The sequence below is a fragment of the Aminobacter sp. MSH1 genome, assembly GCF_003071665.1.
GTDB lineage: Bacteria > Pseudomonadota > Alphaproteobacteria > Rhizobiales > Rhizobiaceae > Aminobacter > Aminobacter niigataensis.
In genome coordinates, this window is the sequence record NZ_CP026265.1 from 385,601 (window position 1) to 402,035 (window position 16,435).

16 protein-coding genes are annotated in these 16,435 nt (G+C 57.2%); 5 read left to right on the forward strand and 11 right to left on the reverse strand.

Translation table 11 applies throughout. The features are described 5' to 3' along the window. Positions 1–3: 3 nt before the first annotated feature. From CO731_RS01940 to CO731_RS01950, 3 genes are all read right to left on the reverse strand, one after another. The gene (locus CO731_RS01940) at positions 4–294 is read right to left on the reverse strand and encodes a helix-turn-helix domain-containing protein (protein ID WP_108605716.1); all 291 of its coding nucleotides are present in this window, start codon (positions 292–294) and stop codon (positions 4–6) included. Between the two features lie 135 nt (positions 295–429). Further along, complete coding sequence (locus CO731_RS01945; protein ID WP_159091530.1) at positions 430–948, reverse strand: DUF2285 domain-containing protein; 519 nt, start codon at positions 946–948, stop codon at positions 430–432. Between the two features lie 417 nt (positions 949–1,365). Next, on the reverse strand, positions 1,366–1,644 hold the full coding sequence (locus CO731_RS01950) for a DUF2285 domain-containing protein (RefSeq protein ID WP_108605718.1): 279 nt from the start codon (positions 1,642–1,644) through the stop codon (positions 1,366–1,368). Between the two features lie 79 nt (positions 1,645–1,723). Between CO731_RS01950 and CO731_RS01955 the strand changes: the two genes are divergently transcribed. Beyond that, a complete protein-coding gene (locus tag CO731_RS01955; protein ID WP_108609574.1) occupies positions 1,724–1,951 on the forward strand; it encodes a helix-turn-helix transcriptional regulator in 228 nt (75 codons plus the stop codon). Positions 1,952–2,144: 193 nt separating this feature from the next. Here CO731_RS01955 and CO731_RS01960 read toward each other — a convergent pair whose 3' ends face one another. After that, positions 2,145–2,825 (reverse strand): hypothetical protein, encoded by a 681-nt coding sequence (locus CO731_RS01960; RefSeq protein WP_108605719.1) that lies wholly within the window; start codon positions 2,823–2,825, stop codon positions 2,145–2,147. Positions 2,826–2,915: 90 nt separating this feature from the next. Here CO731_RS01960 and CO731_RS28940 point away from each other — a divergent pair, with 90 nt between their 5' ends. After that, a complete protein-coding gene (locus CO731_RS28940) occupies positions 2,916–3,065 on the forward strand; it encodes a hypothetical protein (RefSeq protein ID WP_199914539.1) in 150 nt (49 codons plus the stop codon). A gap of 283 nt (positions 3,066–3,348) precedes the next feature. Here CO731_RS28940 and CO731_RS01965 read toward each other — a convergent pair whose 3' ends face one another. Next, the gene (locus tag CO731_RS01965; RefSeq protein ID WP_108609575.1) at positions 3,349–4,554 is read right to left on the reverse strand and encodes a DUF932 domain-containing protein; all 1,206 of its coding nucleotides are present in this window, start codon (positions 4,552–4,554) and stop codon (positions 3,349–3,351) included. 423 nt (positions 4,555–4,977) lie between these two features. On the opposite strand from CO731_RS01965, the gene CO731_RS01970 reads away from it, so the two are divergent. Further along, entirely contained in the window at positions 4,978–5,511 is a 534-nt protein-coding gene (locus CO731_RS01970; RefSeq protein ID WP_108605720.1) for a MucR family transcriptional regulator, read from the forward strand. An 88-nt stretch (positions 5,512–5,599) separates the two neighbouring features. On the opposite strand, the gene CO731_RS01975 is transcribed toward CO731_RS01970, so the two are convergent. Continuing rightward, a complete protein-coding gene (locus CO731_RS01975; protein ID WP_108605721.1) occupies positions 5,600–5,911 on the reverse strand; it encodes a DUF736 domain-containing protein in 312 nt (103 codons plus the stop codon). Between the two features lie 900 nt (positions 5,912–6,811). Between CO731_RS01975 and CO731_RS01985 the strand changes: the two genes are divergently transcribed. Next, entirely contained in the window at positions 6,812–7,102 is a 291-nt protein-coding gene (locus tag CO731_RS01985) for an HU family DNA-binding protein (protein WP_108605722.1), read from the forward strand. Positions 7,103–7,300: 198 nt separating this feature from the next. On the opposite strand, the gene CO731_RS01990 is transcribed toward CO731_RS01985, so the two are convergent. Continuing rightward, entirely contained in the window at positions 7,301–9,430 is a 2,130-nt protein-coding gene (locus tag CO731_RS01990; protein WP_108605723.1) for a ParB/RepB/Spo0J family partition protein, read from the reverse strand. Positions 9,431–9,968: 538 nt separating this feature from the next. Between CO731_RS01990 and CO731_RS01995 the strand changes: the two genes are divergently transcribed. Further along, positions 9,969–10,886, forward strand: coding sequence for a TIR domain-containing protein (locus tag CO731_RS01995; protein ID WP_159091531.1), 918 nt, complete (start codon positions 9,969–9,971; stop codon positions 10,884–10,886). On the opposite strand, the gene CO731_RS02000 is transcribed toward CO731_RS01995, so the two are convergent. From CO731_RS02000 to CO731_RS28550, 4 genes are all read right to left on the reverse strand, one after another. Next, entirely contained in the window at positions 10,867–11,397 is a 531-nt protein-coding gene (locus CO731_RS02000) for a Mov34/MPN/PAD-1 family protein (RefSeq protein WP_159091532.1), read from the reverse strand. The two genes, CO731_RS01995 and CO731_RS02000, sit on opposite strands and share 20 nt — an antisense overlap. Beyond that, positions 11,375–13,087, reverse strand: a complete 1,713-nt coding sequence (locus CO731_RS02005; protein ID WP_108605726.1) for a ThiF family adenylyltransferase — start codon at positions 13,085–13,087, stop codon at positions 11,375–11,377. The genes CO731_RS02000 and CO731_RS02005 overlap by 23 nt, the downstream gene beginning before the upstream one ends. Continuing rightward, entirely contained in the window at positions 13,084–14,637 is a 1,554-nt protein-coding gene (locus CO731_RS02010) for an adenylate/guanylate cyclase domain-containing protein (protein WP_108609576.1), read from the reverse strand. Before CO731_RS02010 ends, CO731_RS02005 begins: the two co-directional genes overlap by 4 nt. Before the next feature lie 635 nt (positions 14,638–15,272). Further along, positions 15,273–16,211, reverse strand: coding sequence for a hypothetical protein (locus CO731_RS28550; protein ID WP_159091533.1), 939 nt, complete (start codon positions 16,209–16,211; stop codon positions 15,273–15,275). Positions 16,212–16,435: the final 224 nt, after the last annotated feature.

A 16,435-nucleotide genomic window follows, 5' to 3' on the forward strand; every position in this document is an offset into this window, starting at 1 on the left:
AAGTCAGGAGATGGGATCGCGTCTGCCGGCATAGGCTGGCGCACGCGCCGCATGCGGCTTGGCGGGCGGAACATAAGTCGCGTTGGCATCACTGGTGGAGGTGCGCGCGCCAAGTTCGATCCAGGCGTGCAGGTCGTCGATGTCGTAGAGAACGCGCCCGCCCACCTTGCGGTATTTTGGGCCGGTACCATAGGTCCGGTGCTTTTCCAGCGTGCGAGCGCAAAGGCCGACGATGGGCGCTGCCTCCTTGGTTCGCAGGTATTTTGGGGGCGCGTCCGCGGGACCCTTCGACATCGCTCGATCTCCATTCGGTTCTGCTGTCGTCCTGGCCTGCCGGGACGCGCGAAACGGACGATGGTCGAAATGAGGAAAAGCGAGGGAGGGCAAAGATCGGGGGATGTGTTTTTGCTACCCCTGCGACGAAGGGCTTCAGCGATCGGATTTTCGGCTGCGGCTGTGTGGATAGAAGAGAAGGTCGCGGTAGCCGCCGGCGATCAGACGATCCGCCCTTCGCAAGATCGCCCGGACCTTGTGCCGGAGATGATGATCGCGCCAGTCTCGCGGCGCGATCGACTCTCGAGACAACAGCACTTCGGCGATCTGGCGGTAGGCGGCGCCTGCGCGGCGGGCGTCATGAGCGCGCAGATTGAGCGTGTGCCTCGTCTTCGTTTGCTGCGGCAGCGCGCCATAGGCTGTTGCGGCCGGCCGGCCGTTCAGTGCGCGCCAGAACCGACGCGCTGCGTCGAGCCGTGTCTCGAAGGCGTCGTCGAGCGGCAGGAGGACCGCATCGATGTCGGGCGGACCGCCGAAGTTTTCGGCAACCAGCCCATGCGTTAGTGGCGAAGCCGGCCAAAGAATATGAAAATCTTCGTTCTGCTTCCAAACGCTGGCGTTGCGGAGCCTGGAAAGATGAACTGCCTGGTGAGAAGGATTGATCGAGGCAGGCATCCGCGTGGCCCGAAGCAAGCGCGGCGAGGCCTGTTCCGTCCAGACGATGCTCTCAGCTAACGGAAGCCCGTCACCGGTGACTGTGAAATCGCGCACCCCAACGGGCGGCAAAGTCGGGCGGACCGACAGGTTCTCCCGAACCCGAGTTCTGTGATGTAAGCTGGCTGCATTCGGCGACGAAGTTGTCGTTCCGGATCAGATACTCGGCAGCGAACTCCGCAGCTTCGTAGCCGCGCATGGGCGCGTAAACCGTCGGATCGGTCCAATCGCTGTGCAACGTGCCAAGTCCTCTCCCGATGTCCGCACCAGGCTGTGGGCCTTGCAATCAGCATCGGGGGCGATACGGACATTGGGTAGTTGGAGAGCCGGCAAACCGCTTTGCTGATTCAGCAAAGCACGACGAACAACCAGCGATGCTCAGTGTGGCGCACCGCCCGCAAGTAGATATCGATAGCCGTTCGTCGTCATCCACCGCGCGCGGGCAAGATGGGTCTCCCACGACCGGAAGGCCCGCTCCGGTTCCTGGTCAGGGTCGATGTGCAGGACGATCCTGGCGACCTCACGCCAATCCGCATCTTCGGCCGCCGCGTCGAGTAGGCGGATGTAGGTGAGCAGCCGCTCCTCGTCATACCCGGTCAGGATCGGGCCGTCCGGCGCAGTGTCTGCAACGTCGGGGTCAAGCAGCGGTTTAAGCAAACACCTTTTCCATCTTTGAACTCATTTTGTCGAGAATACTCCGTGGTTGGATACTCGACAAGGCGCTGCACTCGCGGGCATGGAGATACGCGAGGTATTTGCACGCAATTTGAGGCGGTACCGACAGGCGGCTGGGCTTTCGCAAGAAGAGCTGGCCCATCGCGCGGAGGTCGATCGTACATACATCAGCGCGTTGGAGCGCAGTGTCTACGGCGCGACAATTGACGTTGTCGACAAGCTGGCTAACGTGCTCGGCATTGAGGCCGCAGACCTTCTAAGGCGACCTCCGTTGCGCGTTACAAAGTAGCAAGGGAATCGACCATTTTGGTATCTGTTGCCACCCAAGACAGCAGTTGCATCGCGAGCCTGGCGAGCCGCGGCCGCCTAGGGTGGCAGCGTTCGCCGATCCGAATTTGCAGATCGCCGGAAGATGTTGGTGTGATAGAGTTGCGCGGCAGGATGGGGTTTCCGCACCATGCCATCGGACGAGGGCGAAGAGCCTAGGAGGCGCCTTCTACCATCGAGTCCGGCTCCTCAATTGCTATAGATTTGTTGAACACGAATGCGATGAAAGTCGTCCGTTCGTAAAAGCGAAGAAGCCAAAACGAGTGTAGCTCGTCCTCGTCAACGACCAGGTATTTGTAATCCAGGATGTCCGGCTCGGCATGGGCGATGACCACCGCCTCCGCGAACTCTGTAGGGATTGGGTATTTAAGCACGTCGGCCCAAACCTTGTCGTTCTTCACGACTGCCAACAACCGGTGATGGTGACAAAGCCCTCGAACGACCTTCCGTATCGTACCCAGCACCCGTGGATCGTTCCCAGGGTAGATCATGTATCTGTTGCCCTCGAATTCGGGAGCGGGCTTCATAAGCTTGAAGACATCTAGTGCACGTCGTCGACCGTCAACTTTCCCAAAGCTTCGCCGTATTGGTCCCTCCCAAACTTCGCGGACACTCGGGCTCGCGTCGCCGGACATCGCCATCACGTTGCGGAAATGCACATCGTCGTCCGAGGTACCGTTGTTGCAATCGAAGCATGCTGCGACGGTAATGCGCTGGAACGTGCTGCTCGCGCCTTTGGACTCGGGATACAGTCCCTTTGGCACCACGTGCTCACGCGTCGTCAGACGGAACTCGCCACACAAGGCGCAATTGTCCCAGCGTTGTTTTTTTCCCATCGAGCTAGTCCCATCCGAGATCAGAGATAAGCAAAGTGATTGGTCGCGTGGTAGTATACCTATCTCTGAGTCGTTGAAAGGATGCGTCCTATGGCAAAGAATGAGAAATCGTCTTCGAAAGTGTCGACGCTTGCAAGCAAGGTCTTGAGCGGTGCAAAGAAGCCCACCCTTGCCGAGAGCAAGAAGCTTGCCGGATCGGTGCTCACGCAATCACCGGACAAGCCAAAGGGCAAGAAGTAGCTAAAACATCGCCCGGAATTCCTCAACGCGCATTCCATTGCGTTCTCCTTTGAGGACAGGTTTTGTGCCACCTATGACCAGACCTGTTTTTTGTTGCCACTAATGACAGCAGTTGCCTCGCGAGCCGGGCGCAGCCCGGCGAGCGGCCGCCGTGTTCGGTTCGGGCGGACGCGCCGATCCGCGCTACTGGCCGGCTGTTGTTCTTATGTCATTACGGTCTCGTTGATGCGGCGGACCTGAAAGGCCGCCCGGCGAGATTTTCGCCGCGCGGCCTTTCGCTTGCTCATGCGGCCCTTTCCAACAAGGCCTTCGCCCTGCCTTCAAGCTCCAGTCTGCTGTCCTGATGCGCCTTGCTGCGGGCATGCGCGGTCATGCCTTGCACGAAATCAAAGACGCTTTCGGGTGGGCGGCCTTCCTCCTGCAACACGGCCTCGATGATCTTACCCGTTTCACCCTTGGAGAAACCGCGTTTGCGCAGGAAGGCTTCACGGTCGTCGTCGGTGCTGGCTACGATCTTCTCGCGCGCGGCCTTGATCCCGGCGATGAACAGCGCCGGACTTGAATTCGCAAAGCTCGTCAAAGCGGGCGCTGCCTCATGGGCAAAACGTTGCGCGGCAAACTTCGAATGCCGAATGCTAATCTGCTCGAAGCCTTCCACACCCCACAGGTTGCGGTTCATGCACACGGCGCGGAGGTAGAAAGAGGCGATGCCTAGGGTTTTCGACCCGACTTCCGAATTCCAGCAATAGAAGCCTCGGAAATACAAATCCGGTTCGCCGTTCGGGAGCCGTCCGGCCTCGATCGGGTGCGTATCGTCCACCAGAAACAGGAACACATCGCGGTCGCTGGCGTAAAGCGTCGTGGTGTCCTTGGTGATATCGACGAATGGGTTGTGCGTCATCGTCGCCCAATCCAGAACGCCCGGTACCTTCCACATGGTATCGCCGGTGCCATTGCCCGCGATCTTCATGACGGCGGCGACGAGCTCGTGATCCCAGATTCGGCCATAGTCCGGGCCGGTCACGGCGCGAAGCTCAACGCGTCCGTCCTCCGTCTCAAGGGTCTTCATCAATTCCGCCCTGTGGCTCAAAAGGCCGTGCTGCAAGTTGATGCCCGCAAGCGGCGCGGGAAGCTGGCGCATGTAGGTGGCCGGTGCGCCAACGAGGCTGCAAAGTTGGCCAAAACTCCAATGCGTGGGGGCGATTGGCTGCTCCTGTCCCGGGATCATGAGCGAAAGCCGCTCCGCATTGTCGCGGGTAGCTTCCACGCGCACGGCGCGGCTTTCCACAGTGCGAGCGGTGGCGCGATCCGCTCTCCGTTTTACGGCCTTATAAAGCTCGGTGAGGTTCAGATAACGCTCGTCATCGGGGCGCGAAAACCATTCCGAAGAAACCCGCCCTATGCGCTCGCCGCGCGAAATATCCACGTGAAAGCCGCTGGAAGCCGCCTGCTGCTGGCTGTTGTTCTCGCTGTTGATGATGGTGGTCATGTTCATTGTGGTCACTCCGTTTTCCGTTAATGCCGAAGGCATGTCCCCCGGCATGCCTTCCGGGGGCGCGTGAGCGCGCGGGAGTGATGGGGGCCAATGCCGGCGCGCGGAGCCGGGCTGCGCGGTCGAGCGGAGCGGATGCAGATTGATGCAAGAGAACGTCAGCGGTCGGCCGCTTTGTGAGCCGGCAACCCTGCTCTGCATAGGTGGCATTGGCGGGGAAGCGAGGGAAAGTCCCCTCGCTTCCTTGAAACGATCGGCAAGGCTCGTCCGCAGCCGATCAGCAGGATGGAAGCAAAGCTTAGCTACTTGATATTCGCGACGGATGAGGATTGTTGGCAGGATAACGAATTGTTTGCCTGATTGGCGAAATAGACAACTCACGTGTTATCAGCGTGCCCGATGAGACAAGAGGTAAACTCCATGATCGTTTCTCCACACCAGGACGACCAGACCGATCTCGTATCGATCGCCGCCGACATCGTCTCAGCATACGTTTCGAACAATCCCCTGCCCGTCGGCGAGTTATCGAAGCTGATCGGAGATACCTACGCCGCTTTGCAAGGGATTGGCACATCAGTGGCCCCGGCCGCAGTCAAGCTGGAACCGGCGGTCCCAATCAGGAAATCGGTGACACCGGACTTCATCATCTGCCTGGAAGACGGAAAGAAGTTCAAATCCCTGAAGCGCCATATTGCAACGCGTTACAATTTGAGCCCCGATGGATACCGTCAGAAATGGAGCCTGCCCTCTGACTACCCGATGGTGGCGCCGAATTACGCGGCCACCCGCTCGGCCCTGGCGAAATCAATAGGACTCGGGCGCAAGGCGCCGCCGCCCATGCCCGCCGCGGCAGAAAAACCAAAGCGAGCCGCTCGCGCGGCAGCAGCGACAACGATCGCAACAGCAGTCAAGTCGCCGGTGAAGAAGGCGCGCAAGGCACCCTCGAAAGCGTAGCGTGCCGCGCCTAAGAGAGATGCCAGGCAATTGCGGACCTGAACATGGCGAAGCCCCGCATTGCGGCGGGGCTTCGTGTTAGGTCGGATCACTCGGCGGCGCGGCGGGACCAGATGAGCGAGAACTCGCCCTCGGCGTCGGTCTCGACCAGGCTCGCATAGATCGGAGCGGGGAAGCTCGGATCGTCGAGCTTGACTGAGTGATAGTCGCGGCCCTCTCGCGACGTTTTCTTCCATGCCGCGCCGAACTCGGTAGCACCGGCGAAGATGCGGAAGTCCGGACCCTTTTCGTTGTCGCCTTCGGCCGGGGCGAACGTCACCGTCTTGACGTTGAGGTTGAGGGTCTTGACCGAGCCGGAGAAGCCGTTCGCGGTGCGGGAGAATGTGCCGATTGTAGCCATTGCGGTGGTTCCTTCTGTTTTCTCGGGCCGCGCCTATCGCGGCCTCGATGGTGGTCGTGAGACTGGAGACGATCGGAACGCACCCACCGGGGTCCCCGTTGCGCTTGCGCAGTGGGGTGGTCCTTAGGGGCTGAAACGAAGTGGAAGACGGCGGTGCGAGGCTTTCTTGGACCGCGAGGAATGGACGCGCAGCGGACAGGGGAAGAAAACGCAGCGCCATCGTTGCGGGAAGACGATCGAGGATGAGCGAAGCGAAGCCGGTCTTCGGTCAGACCCAATCCATTCGAGGGCGCCATGCGCGTGGCTTGGAATGAACAGATAGAAGGGAACTCCACAACGACGACTGCGATCGATCACGCACATTGTCGTCCGCGCCGTGAACGCTCCTCCGTTTTGGCCAAAGAAGGTGGACCTACGCCTCAACCGCCAGGGCGGTGTTGGTCGCGGCCCCCTAAAACAGGTGACGAAGAAATGGCCCGACTTTCCTGATCTTCAGGTTGAACCGCCACGCATTCGGGCCCGCATGGAAGGCGACTAAGCGCTTGCCAAGCAGCGGCTGCCAAGCTGCCAAACACCGTGACGATTTCTGTCTCAAGTTGATTCAATGCCAGCCTGGTTGAGATCGGGGGCGAGGATGACCTCTCACACCTGATCCTCCGCCACATTGCCGAATGATCCGCTACGGTGACGCCTCACGCCCGGTGAGGCATTGCCGGAGGGCCGCCGCGCATGGCGTCTGATGCCGAATTGATGCGCTATGCGCTGCATGGCTTTCTCTCGATAGCAGCGGTGTAAATTCCCGGTTCGAGCGTTGGTTTGCACCGGATTCCGTTCCTTGACACGATGACAGTGCGGAATTGCCTGTGCCATAAGGCCTATCGTTGAACCAACTCAGAAGGGATGGAAACGATAGCTGTAAACACGATCGATATTGCCGAACGCCTTGCAGACGCGCACGACCTGTCGAAAACCCAAGCGAAATCCGTGGTCGAGGATGTGTTGAAGGGCATTGCGGAGGCCGCTGCCAAGGGCGAGGAAATCAGCCTCAACGGCTTTGGCAAATTCAAGGTGCAAAACAAACCAGCACGTGATGGTCGGAATCCTTCGACTGGTGCTACGATCAAGATAGCCGCTTCGAAGAAGATCGTCTTCCAGCCGGCAAAGGCTCTCAAGGACGCGGTAAACGGCTGATCATCCATATAGAACGATGATGCATCTCGCCTGACGGCAACGCGCGTTCGTGTTGGGCGATGATGGCCTCAGGCTAGTTCATCAGCTTCTCATTGCTGCGGTTCCTCGGTAGAGGCGCCCGGCCGCGCCATTGGCGCGGCCGGAAAATTCTCTGAAGGAAACTGGCCGAGACCGCGTGGCGGCTCCGGCCGTTGCGGCTCACTCGGCGGCGACGTTGAACGGCTCGCCTTCCTCGGCCAGGGCGCTGCTTTCGGCGAGCGCAGAGTTCGCCGGCTCGGGCTGAGCGGTTTCCGGCTCCAGTTCGGCTACGTCCGCCGATCTGGCATCTCGACCTCCCGCGTCCTGCCGTTCAACGAACGCCGGGGGTTCCTGGGTCCGCAAGACTGCAGGCAGCCATCCCGTTCCAGCGAGCAACGGCTCGGCGGCTTCCGCCATGGGCTGTTTCTTCAAGGCCGACAGCCTGTCGACTGCTTCTTCGCTGACAGCTTCGCGCACGACGTCGAGGATATGGGCCTTGGTGACGCGCCCGAGATAGGTGCGTACGGTCGGCGTCCAGTGTGCCGTCATGTCGAGAGCAACCGCCGCCGCCAACCTCTCCGCTGCCTCGTGGGCGCGAGGCTTGCGCTCCCAAGGCAGCTTCACAGCGTTGACCGTGAGCGAGGCGCAATGGGCGAACAGCGCCATGACGCTTGCATGATCGAGCGAAGCGATGAACCCCCATAGGTCGGCGACGTCGCGCGGCATGTCCGTCGCCCATCCCGAATGACGATCTGCCAGCGCCTTGCCCGCTGCCGTATCCTCAATGCCGGCCGCGTGGCCAGCGAGATAGGTGCTGGTCGGGCGGATTTCCAAACAATGGGCTTCCGCGCCCTGATAGAAGGTCTGCGCGGCGAGCGTGTGCGTCACAGCTATAACGGCGATATCCGGCTGCTCGCCAAGCGCAAGGCGAAGGCCGAGCGTCCGATGGGCGGTCAGATCGCGGACGAGAAGATCGGACAGCGGCTTGCCGTCGTCCTCCGCTTCTTCGTCGCTCCCATCATCGGGGTCCGATCCGGTGCCGGCCTCGGTGATCTCGCCATCACCATTGATGCTGTAGCCTTCGCCCTCCGACTGCGTTTTCGCCTCTAGCTCCGGCTGCTCGTCCTCGGCACGGATGAAGCCGCGTTCGATGCGCGCCGTCCCGTCATGGGAAAGCACGACGAACACGCCGCCCCGCGCGATGTCGTCAGGAACATAGGCATGACGAAGGGCGTCAATGCGCTCGATCTCGCCTTCAAGCTCGCCGAAACGCTGATCAACATCGTCGGGAAGTTCCTCCGCGTTGTCCCACTCCTCGGTGAGCCGATTGAAGGCGTCGGATGCTGCCGCATAGGCGGCTTCGTCTTCTTCCAACAATTCCGCTGGCTGCGGGTAGGTCCGGCGCAGGCCGTTGGCATGCGGATAGTCGATATGGACGTCCGCCCATTTCCAGCCCTCGGCCTCCCTGACGGTTTCGGCGATGCTTTGCAGCTTCCCGATGACCAGTTGGTCGAGCAACGCAGCGTCCTCATAGAAACCGCCACGATCCTCGGTGAACAAGTCGCGGAGGATGGTACCCCCCGCCTCCACGTAGGCTTCCGCGCCGATGAAGTTTGCGCGGCGATCGGTTGCAGCAACATGCGTCCGTGTCAGTTCACGACGGATGATGTAGGGCTCGCGATTGTAGTTGAGGTTTTCGAAAACCTGCTCCTGCCGGGCGTGATCATCGGTGAGGCCGAAGGCGATCAGCTGGTCGAGGGTCAGATCGCCATCGCGATAAACCTGCATCAGCTTGGGGCTGACCGCGCCGAGCCGCAAGCGCTGCCGCACGACGTGCGCGGTGATGCCGAAGCGGGCGGCGATTTCCTCCGCACCCCATCCGCGTTCGCAGTGAAGCTCACGGAACGCCTCGAACTGATCGGCGGGATGCATCGCCTCGCGGGTGATGTTCTCGTCCAGGCTGATCTCGTGCGCATCGTTCACGATGTCGATGACGCAGCGGATCGGTTCGGTCTTTTTAATCTGCTTGCGCTTCACGCGAAGCAGTTGCGCTAGCCTGCGGCCTTCACCAATACTGACGAAGTAGAAGCCGGTTTCCGTGCCTTCCCCGTCAAGCTCCGGCTCGACCACAAGATTTTGCAAGATGCCCTTGGCGGCGATGCTTGCCGCATAGGCTTCGATGATTGCCTCGCTATGCGGGATTTTCCGCGCGTTGCGGGGCGACTTCTTCAACTTGTTCAGCGGAATGAAAACCTCCGTACCGCTCTCGCTGACAGTTGCGGTTTTTGCGCTCGTTTCAATGATCGTCATGGCTTTGGGTCCTTTCCCGTTACATGCCGAAGGCATGCCCCTCGGCATGGCTTCCGGGGGCGCGTGAGCGCGCGGCAGAGAGGGGGGCGAATGCCGGCGAGCGGAGCAGGGCTGCGCATCGAGCGGGGCGGAGCGGATCAGTTCAGGAATTCGCGGTTATGCGCCGCCTTGCGAGCGGGCGGCCTCGCTTTGCGCAGGTGGCATTCGCGGGGGAGAGATGGCCAAGACCATCTCTCCCCTTCTTGAACGAGTACGGACTTTGGTGCCCATCGTCTGGGCCATGAGTTCCAGAGTTCCAGGCTGCCTCGTATGCAACTTTGGCCATGAACCGACCGCCAGAGTGCATAGCGAGCAGTCGCCTAAGCAAGCTGGTAAACGACCGGACCGCCCCGATGCCGGAGTTGACGACGGCACCACAATGCGGCTCATTGTAGAGTCGTCTCCGGCTATCCAATTGTATTGCTACCTTCGGAATATTTCCTGTAAATCCAGCAACTACATGTATAGGACTCAGACAATTGCATTGCCGGGAGGGAGTATGAAAGAGCGGTTTGAAGGCGGCAACAGGTCGGCGCTTATCGCTAGTCTGAAGCGGCAGTTTGACAGTGGCGATGCAGAAGTCGCCGAGGCAATCGCCACGGCTGGCGAACTTGTAGAATACAAGGCCGCGGATGAGCTCATTGCCGAGGGCGGTGAGGACAACGACGTCTTTTTTTTAGTCGCAGGCGGCGTCTCCGTTGTAGTCAAAGGTCAAGAAGTCCGCACTCTAAAGGCCGGTACGCACGTTGGTGAAATGGCCGCGATAGAGCCTTCGCAACGGCGGTCGGCCTCAGTGTTCGCCGAAGATACGGTCGTAGCCATAAAGATGTCGGGAACAGAATTCTACGCTTTGGCCGACAAGTTTCCAGGGTTGATCTGGAGATCCGTCGCCCAAGAGCTTTCTCGGCGGCTATTCGATCGTAATCGACTCATGACCACGCCCAACGAGAAGCCGAGGATGTTTATAATGTCCTCTGTGGAGGGGCTCGACATTGCAAACGAAATCCAGACAGGTCTGCAGCATGACGTACTTGCAACCGTGTGGCCGAACGGTGTCTTTTGGGCCGGTGGTTATCCGCTTGAATCTCTGGAACTGGCAGTGGCCGAGAGCGATTTCGGTGTGGCCGTCGCACTATTCGAGGACATCGTCGAAACCAGCAGAGGCGCTCGCAATTCTGCCATCCGCGATAATGTGCTCTTTGAACTCGGTATGTTCATGGGACGCCTTGGTCGACGCCGCAGTATCTTAGTATATCCGCGCCAAACGGGGATAAACCTTCCGTCGGACCTCCATGGCTTGACGCCAGCGTCTTTCGCGACGGGCGATCCCGGCACGCTGGCGTCACGCCTGGGACCGGTTTGCACGCAAATCCGAAAAATCGTACGGCAACTCGGCGTTAAGACACCAAATTCCTAAGCCAATCCAGACTGGTCTCCATAAGATTCCTCTTTCTCGTGGCGGTGCCAACATCAGCGACTACGATAACCGGCTCAGGAGGAAGTGATCGGGAAAACGCGGTCGCCGATAGTGCGAGCTTTTTTGGGCTTGTGCGGCGTACGATCAATAAGACAGCGAAATTCACGCCAACATCTGGGTCGGATACAATCGAGCGCATCGTCCTGACATCATCAGTGCTCGGCAGTGGGTCGAAGCTCGGATGTGAGTGCCATTCGCCTAGATAGTTGTAGCGTTCATAGTTTTCGCCTGTTCGCCTGAAGAATTCTCGTAGGAATTTTTCGTGCAAGATAGGGTCGCGCTCGAAATGGGTGCGAGTGCCATGGCTTGTTTGGATCGAAATATCTACGATCCGAAACGTTTCGTCCATCACATGCTCGCCTACAACAAGACCGCCGATCTCTTGGCGCTTAGCCTTTGCGAGCGCGATGTTGAGCCTCGAAGCAATGTCATCGGGTAGAAGGAGTTTCACCAAAGGATCTTCCAAGTATTTCAATGACGCGTGCCCGCTCGGCAGCTACTTCGGCTGCGTCGAGGCCGTTCTGTTCGGTGACAACCTGAGATGCGAGTCCGACGTCAACAGGTTCGGTATGGAACGGCTCGCTGTAAAGCCATCCTTCAGCGAGCCCAATGAAATAGGCTGAGCGTGGAAAAATGGACGGAGAGCGGGGGATTAGCAGGTCGATTGCGAATCGCGAGGCATGAGCTGCAATTACGGACACATCCGCATCATCTGCGACCCATGGAATGCCTGCATTTCGATCTTCATATGACCTTTCGGGGCGCTCATTGACGATTCCCTTCTCAGCGCACCAGTTTTCGATCACACGCCGCATCAGTGCTGGACCGGGCTCGATGCCTGGGCGATGGCGAGCTATTAGACCGCCGATACCCCCTCCGTGGATTTCCGCCCATATCATCGCCTTCCTACCAGTCTCGGCGGCCGCGCACAGATAGTTGAACGCCTCTGCGCTGGAAGTCGCGTCAACAATAAGGTCGCATTGCGAGATAACCTCGATGAGCCCTTCGAGATTACCGCTCGACTCTTGCCCGCCAAGACGTTGTCTACGAACATCAGTTCGGGCCGTCGGATTCACTAACTGGACGCGACGGGCAACGCCATCTGCTTTGTGTGTCACGATATCCCGCCAATCGAGATCATGTCGCACAAAGTTACCAGCCAAGAGAACGTCATCATCGACCAGAAGAAAATTCCCGACGCCAGACCTGGCAAGGCTCACCGCGACCTTGCTGCCGAGTGACCCGCAGCCGATGACAGCCACCTTCCTTTCCGAGAGAGAGCGATGGTCTTCGCCTAAGCGATCCGCGGCTAGATCGGGACCCACGATGGTCACTTTGGAAACGGAGTCTCCATACATTCGAAAGGCGTGAAGCACTTCGCCCTGGATAAGCAGGACAACCCTTCCGTTCTCATCCAGCGGGACCCCTTCTGCAGCCAAGTCAGCGCGAAACTCCTGATCTGTCGCAATAGTTGGAAGGCTCGCTGCCGACGGCCATGGAATTAGTATCCCGTCGATGTTGAAGGATTCCGCTCGAAGCGGATTTGGGATTGACGCGTCGCGCCACACTTCCGCGCCATCACGCACAAAATGGGAAGCGTAATATACGACGGCTTCGTCGTGTATGATTGCGTCGACCTTCCCTTCTAGAGGTAGGTCTTGAGTAGCAGCAAATTCCAGCAACGAGGTCGTCACTGCAAGCCGGCTCACCGTCCAGCGAAGATCCTGACCGAGGGTTGTCTGATGCCTAGATGGAATTTCGGAGCTTGGCGTCCCCTCCACCTCCATTTCAAGCAGGCCAAACGCGCTTCGAACCATATCCGCGCCTGTAAAATCTGAGTTCCAGTTGTCGGCGCCAATTTCAAGACAAAGCTCGCCACCAGCTCCCCACTGGTGGCTGGACCATCTCGATGTGTCGCCTCGCGGCATTACGAGCGGCGGTGAATGGGGAAAATGATTGGGATATCGTAGATAAATCGGAAAGACGCGTTCGCTGATCACGATGTCGGCGTCCCATACCAAACGAAGATGTTCGTCGATTCGCCAATCGAGCGGGCGTAGCCATTGGACGTCCGCAACAAGCGCTTCGATGGCGAGGCGCTCGTGCCGCGAGCGATCCGCGTTTTGAAAATACCAGATCAAGAAAAGCCGTCTTTCTTGGCCGGTCCGGTTGGGCGATTCTGAAAACTGTAGGGACTTGCGGGAGCCGACGCTGGTTTTAGTAAGCCGGCGGTTGCGAAGGCCGCCGCTGCCTTGGCAACCTTGTCGCCCTTGGACGACAACTCGCTAACGGCAGCATCGTAGTGCAGATTGGCCCGTTTCCGTCTCGAACCAAAAATATTACGAACAGCATCATTGCCGTTGTCATAGGCATTCTGCCCGATAGCGGTTTCATTTCCTGCGCAACGATGCTGCTCCCGTTCCGCCTGTATGACTCCGCGGCTTACAGAACACCGGACAAGCGCGCCTTTCACTCCGAGCCTCGTGACTGTCATCGGTCCGAATTCGAACCCAATGGCAAGACCAAGGTCTGTCGCATCAGTGCCGTCATCTTGAAGTTTCTCGATTGCCAAGTCGAAACTGCTTCGCATTCCACCGGCGCAGAGCACCATGTTACTGATCGTGGTCTCGTTCTCAGTGGTCTGAGCAGTCCCCTCTACGAGAAGACCATGCACACAATCACCGATAAAGCGAACCTTCCGGCCTGAAAAATCTTTGTGAAGAACGGCATCGAGTTCGCTGCGAATAACATGAAGAGCGCGCACGACGTGCTTTGCACCACTGTCGTCGCCAATGTTTGCGCTGACGTATTTAGTGAAGTTGTCAATGTCGGCGTAAACTGTCGCAGCGTCTTGCCGACGCGAATTCCGGACCGACAGCGCTTCGATATCGAGTGTGCTGTAAGGTGGCGTGTGACCGCTGAAGGTGAAAGAGCCAATTGGGTTGTTAGCCAAGTCAGCCTTCCACTCGGAGACAATCTGATCTGCCGTTACGCTAAGATTGGCTGATTTTTGTGATGCTTCGATTTCCGAGGCCGAAAGCGGATTGACGTCTGGATTGTCAACGTCCTTCAATCCAATCACTTTGCGCGCGAGGTTTGTCAGATAGATCCCGGTGGCCTTCCCTCCTCCAGCCCGCTTGGCTGCGTGGTTGGCCGGCTCACCCAAAAAAAGTGGTTCGCGATGGCCGCGGCGACCATTGCTGACGGCAAGCGCCTGCCCACTGTCAATACCCACTCGAACTTTTGCTGCAGGGTGGTCAGCGTCCTCACCAGTTTGCTTGAGGACATCAATGATCAGCTGACCAATCGCCACGGCGCGATGAACACGTCCGCTCTCAGTATCATACGGCTTAGTGACCACTGAATGTAGGCGCTGATTGTGAAAATCGACGAAAAGCGCGTCGACCTTCCGCAGAATTCGATGTACCGCGCGATAGTGGAGGTTAAGAAAACGCAACGTCCGTTTGTGGCAGGTTTCACCCTCAACAGTCGTGACGTTCAGCATATCATCAAGGTTCACGATATCAGCATAGATGTGCGCACCGTCCACGCGGTACGCGACCGTGCGGGGGAGATTTTCAAGATTTGTGTCGCGAACATACTTTCGGATTTCAATGTCCTGGAGGCGGACTTCACTCAGCCGAGTCTGAATGCGCTTCGCTGCACGATCACGGTTCCAAGTCCGAGCCATAGGTACCTCAGAAAATTCGAATCTGATTCTCATTCTAGATTTTGTTCACGGTCAGTTCCAACAGAAATGGACAACTGTTCTGGAACCTGTGAGTCCTGTGAATAACGGGCATGCACCGAAGTGGGTAGAGCCGGCGACTGAGGATGCACTCAACTCCATAGCTGCCGAGATGAAGGTGGGCCGATCGGACCCCATTCAATCACACCAATCTCATGAGCCTATACGTCCTATCCGTCCCCGGAAAAGGGCAACCATCGGTCACCGCGTCAACTTCGAGCAAACTTCAACCGCATTTTTCCACAGAGGCGACGTCGAAAATGGCACGATCTCTTGTGCTTCCGTAGTGCTTCCGCACGAAAAGAGCGACGGCACTCCGTCAAAATCACCGCACATAACCATTTGATATTTATGTAGAAACTGGCACACCCGACAGGATTCGAACCTGTGACCTCTGCCTTCGGAGGGCAGCGCTCTATCCAGCCGCTCGCCTTGCTCACTTCGAAAGATTGAATAAATTCAACTGCTTGCGCAGTCTACGATCTTTCTCTGAGCTACGCAACAACCATAAGATGGCACTCTATCAGATAGCCGTTGCGTCCAGATTGTGTCCGGAGAACTATGTAGCGGCAATCCGTTCAAGCCGATGCTCCCGTATCGCGAAAGGCAGCCATTTTAGCATTCGCTTTTTCTGTCGCAGCTCTCCTAGCGGAATCCGTCGCCTGTAACTGCTTTTGTCTGAAGAAACGGCGATCCACCCTCGCCTTGCGAACCGCCTTGATCGCAGCAAGATAAATTATGGCACTAGATAAATTGCACAATGTGACTGTCATTTCTTCTGTAAGATGGCTCTCGATTACAAGGTTACTTTCACGACATTTGTTTATTGAAAATTCATTGTATGCTCTCGCCTTAAATAATGTTTTTCGATTTAAGTGCAACGCATATTCAGTGAAGCTCCATGATACACTATCGCATTCGCCTTCGTCTCGCCCTTGAGCTTTTTGAAGTGCAAATACATCCATACCTATCTTAAATAATATTTGTTTCGGAATTGACGAGCCTTGGTACTTTTCTATTAAATATTCGCCACCAAAATATTCAATTTCATAATATCCATCCACTGCATAATGTCGCTCATTATAAAAATATCTACTATCTATGCAATAAATGTCCCTAAGCATTCTGTCTAAGTGCTCTACAATTCGACAATTCTCCAACATTTTTACACGACTTAATATCAAATCTGAATTATATGCATCCAGCCCATCGACATCAGCGGTATACCGGCTAAATATCCTATCAGTACTTCCTTCTATTCTCCGCTTTCTATTTACTTTTGACCCAAATACAACGCAGCTTTCGGAGCTGACCAGCCCGCCCACAGTCACCTCATCTACATATTTCTTGGATCTTTTTCGTTCAAAGCTTCTATACATTTTGGAGTTAGTAACAATCAATAATAATATTAAAATTACTGCTAACAACAAAAACAGAAAACATACAAATAGAACTACCGCCAATTTCACATCAGATCTAGCGATATCAATAAGCTTTTCAGGTCCCCATTCACCCATATCGATGCCCCTCTCTAGTTATGATCTTTATCCAAAATTCTGTGAGCTACTGCGCAATGTACTGATCCTGATGCTGGGCAGATTCAAGTTCAAGAACCTCTAACGAAAGGCGTAGACCTGCACTTTACAGACGGTGATGCATCCATACTGTATACGCTATCGCCCGACATTCCCCTTGGCAAATTCTGTAAAGTAGGCTGCGATCCAGCCAGAAACACTCAAGA

Bases quoted from the DNA above. Each gene is read 5' to 3' on its own strand.
- CO731_RS01940 (WP_108605716.1), bottom strand. From the start codon at position 294: ATGTCGAAGGGTCCCGCGGACGCGCCCCCAAAATACCTGCGAACCAAG.
- CO731_RS01945 (WP_159091530.1), bottom strand. From the start codon at position 948: ATGCCTGCCTCGATCAATCCTTCTCACCAGGCAGTTCATCTTTCCAGG.
- CO731_RS01955 (WP_108609574.1), top strand. From the start codon at position 1,724: ATGGAGATACGCGAGGTATTTGCACGCAATTTGAGGCGGTACCGACAG.
- CO731_RS01960 (WP_108605719.1), bottom strand. From the start codon at position 2,825: ATGGGAAAAAAACAACGCTGGGACAATTGCGCCTTGTGTGGCGAGTTC.
- CO731_RS28940 (WP_199914539.1), top strand. From the start codon at position 2,916: ATGGCAAAGAATGAGAAATCGTCTTCGAAAGTGTCGACGCTTGCAAGC.
- CO731_RS01965 (WP_108609575.1), bottom strand. From the start codon at position 4,554: ATGACCACCATCATCAACAGCGAGAACAACAGCCAGCAGCAGGCGGCT.
- CO731_RS01970 (WP_108605720.1), top strand. From the start codon at position 4,978: ATGATCGTTTCTCCACACCAGGACGACCAGACCGATCTCGTATCGATC.
- CO731_RS01975 (WP_108605721.1), bottom strand. From the start codon at position 5,911: ATGGCTACAATCGGCACATTCTCCCGCACCGCGAACGGCTTCTCCGGC.
- CO731_RS01985 (WP_108605722.1), top strand. From the start codon at position 6,812: ATGGAAACGATAGCTGTAAACACGATCGATATTGCCGAACGCCTTGCA.
- CO731_RS01990 (WP_108605723.1), bottom strand. From the start codon at position 9,430: ATGACGATCATTGAAACGAGCGCAAAAACCGCAACTGTCAGCGAGAGC.
- CO731_RS01995 (WP_159091531.1), top strand. From the start codon at position 9,969: ATGAAAGAGCGGTTTGAAGGCGGCAACAGGTCGGCGCTTATCGCTAGT.
- CO731_RS02010 (WP_108609576.1), bottom strand. From the start codon at position 14,637: ATGGCTCGGACTTGGAACCGTGATCGTGCAGCGAAGCGCATTCAGACT.
- CO731_RS28550 (WP_159091533.1), bottom strand. From the start codon at position 16,211: ATGGGTGAATGGGGACCTGAAAAGCTTATTGATATCGCTAGATCTGAT.